The 2,532-nt window shown below is 44.7% G+C and carries 2 protein-coding genes; both read right to left on the reverse strand.

What is annotated here, in order from left to right:
- Positions 1 to 89 precede the first annotated feature (89 nt).
- On the reverse strand, positions 90 to 827 hold the full coding sequence (istB, locus tag CQ839_RS24510; RefSeq protein WP_308455535.1) for an IS21-like element helper ATPase IstB: 738 nt from the start codon (positions 825 to 827) through the stop codon (positions 90 to 92).
- Positions 763 to 2,334 (reverse strand): IS21 family transposase, encoded by a 1,572-nt coding sequence (istA, locus tag CQ839_RS24515; protein WP_103670920.1) that lies wholly within the window; start codon positions 2,332 to 2,334, stop codon positions 763 to 765. Before istA ends, istB begins: the two co-directional genes overlap by 65 nt.
- Positions 2,335 to 2,532: the final 198 nt, after the last annotated feature.

A 2,532-nucleotide genomic window follows, 5' to 3' on the forward strand; every position in this document is an offset into this window, starting at 1 on the left:
TGTTAAATGTCAACTAACTTGTCCGATGACGACAATTAACTTGGCTGGTTGAGAGAAGAAAAAATAATTGACGCGACGGCAAATGACAATTAGTTGAGACAACGAACAGCAGCTTCCTGTTTACGAAAACTATCAGCCTGAATCTCAATAATTAGAGCATGGTGCAAGAGTCGGTCAACCGCAGCAACAGTCATAACCGAATCAGTAAAAATAGAATCCCACTGACTAAAAGGCTGATTTGCCGTGATGATAAGACTTTTACGCTCATAGCGATGAGCAATTAACTCAAATAGTACACAAGTTTCAGCCTCAGACTTTTTGACATAGCCAAGATCATCAACAATCAATAAATCAAAACGGTCAAGCTTAGTGAGAGCATGAGAAAGCAGTAAATCAACCTTAGACTGCTGGAGAGACTGCACCAAAGCCACAGCACTGAAGAACTTCACCCGTTTACCCAACTCCAGCATAGAGCGCCCCAAAGCCGCCGCCAGATGAGTTTTGCCCACACCAGAAGGACCAAACAACAGTAGATTCTCAGCGCGGGTCAGCCAACCATCATCTTGGGCTAATTGCAAGATCGGAGCAGGTTGGAGACTAGGGCAATGGGTGAAATCAAAGCTGGTGAACGTTTTACCGTTCGGCAACAGAGATTCTCGTAACAGACGATGCAAGCGAGCGTCAAGACGGTGAGACAGTTCAAAATCACACAAAGAACTGAGGAATTGAGTATAAGACCAATTATCCTGAATTGCTTGCTGTTCAATGGATGGCAGATGCTGGAGCATCCGCGAAAGGCGTAACTGTTGGAGTTGGAGATTCAGTATCTCTGGCAGCGAAAGTGGGGAGGAATTGATCATAAACAGAAAGAGAATGTTGTTCAATTACTAAAGATGGTGCAGAAGTAGCTGGCAAAGCAAATTGTTGTTGAAGCCCAGAAAGTGTCAGCAAGCCAAGCTGTAGTTGCTGTTCAAGATAATCAGCCACAGCATTTTGTAAGTTATGGACTGCGGCGAGATAGAGAGCTTCCACCACCAAACGGGCGGCAGTATCAGCCTCGAATTTCGCTCTAAGTTTCTGCCAGAGGGAACGCCATTGTGCATCAGGTAAAATATCCTGTTGCCATTGGCAATGCAGAAAAGCTCTGGGCTTGCGACGAAGGCTGAAAACTAGATGGCGGTAATCAATACAGCGAGCGCGACGTTGATGGCGATCGGGACTGCGTAAACGAGAAATGGTAAAAACAACCTCTAGATTGAGGTAACCCACCAAACGGTCTGAATACAAGTGAATGCTCAACCGCTCACCAATGAGCTGTGATGGCACTGAGTAAAGGATACAGCGCACCATGATCGTGCTGTTGACGCTGACTCGAGTTGAGATCGTTTCATAGTCTGGGTAGCGATATTTGGGTAATGATTGCAAATGAGATTTCTCCGACCTAAAGCGTTCAGAACATTTGGCATTAAGAGTGTCAATTACCTCTTGAATGAAATTTTGGTACGCAGCCACTGACTGGAAATCAAAGCTATTGCGAAGTAGCATTGCTTGCTCTAAGCGACGTTTGAAATAGCCATGAGCAGACTCTATCGAGCCGTTTTCATGGGCTATGCCAAGATTGTTGCGTGTCGGCTGTAAATGATAGTGAGTGCAGAGTTCTTCATAAAACTTGGTTAGTTGTTTTTGTTTGTGACCTCCTGAATTTTTATACGCGGCGCTGAGACTGTCACTGCGATGTTGCTGGGGCGACCCACCAGATGCCGTTAAAGCGTTCTGAAGTCCTTGTGATAGGCTGATAAAGCTTTCGCCTCCTTGGACGATCTCAACGTATTGCCAGCCGCTGTATGCTAAGCGGTAATGGTAGAGTAAGTGCTTAAACTCTTGCCCTCCAATTGTGACTTTGACGTTTTTGAGTTGGGTAAAGTCGGATAATCCCATTTCTCCTGGTGGATGAACCATCGGAAACATTACTTTTTTGGGCTTGCCCTTTGTCGCTTTCCAGTGATGCACTCTCCTTTGTATTGTGCGTAGGCATTTTTGATATTGATCGGGATATTTATCGATTAGATATTCATAAAGCGTTGTTGGTTCTAGTTTTGGCTCTTTGACCAACATTGGTTCTAACTCGTTATCCCACACTCCTAACAGCGGGTCTGGTCGAGTTCTCCCTTTTCTTTTTTCTCCTGCTTGCGGTTGATGTTGTCCTGTTTCTATTCGTCTGCCACTACGTTCAGAAATATTGGCGACTTGCGCTGATTCCTGCTGTGTGTGCCCGATTGCTCTCCCTTTCATATAGCTTTGGATTTGATGGGGTTGAATATATTTGCCTGACATTGGCCTGTTCCCTGAAAACTATTAGGGAACGGCATAAGGCTTTTTTTGCTTTTTGTCTACTTTCCTCCTCTCTATGACTGCGGGTCTTTTTTTGAGATCGCTTTTTGGTAAGTGACAATTAGTGCTTTCGTTTTTTCTCTCTTCTCTCAACCAGACAAGTTAGTTGTCGCGACTGGTCAAGTTAATTGTCGTCTAATA

This window comes from Pseudanabaena sp. BC1403 (assembly GCF_002914585.1).
Lineage (GTDB): Bacteria > Cyanobacteriota > Cyanobacteriia > Pseudanabaenales > Pseudanabaenaceae > Pseudanabaena.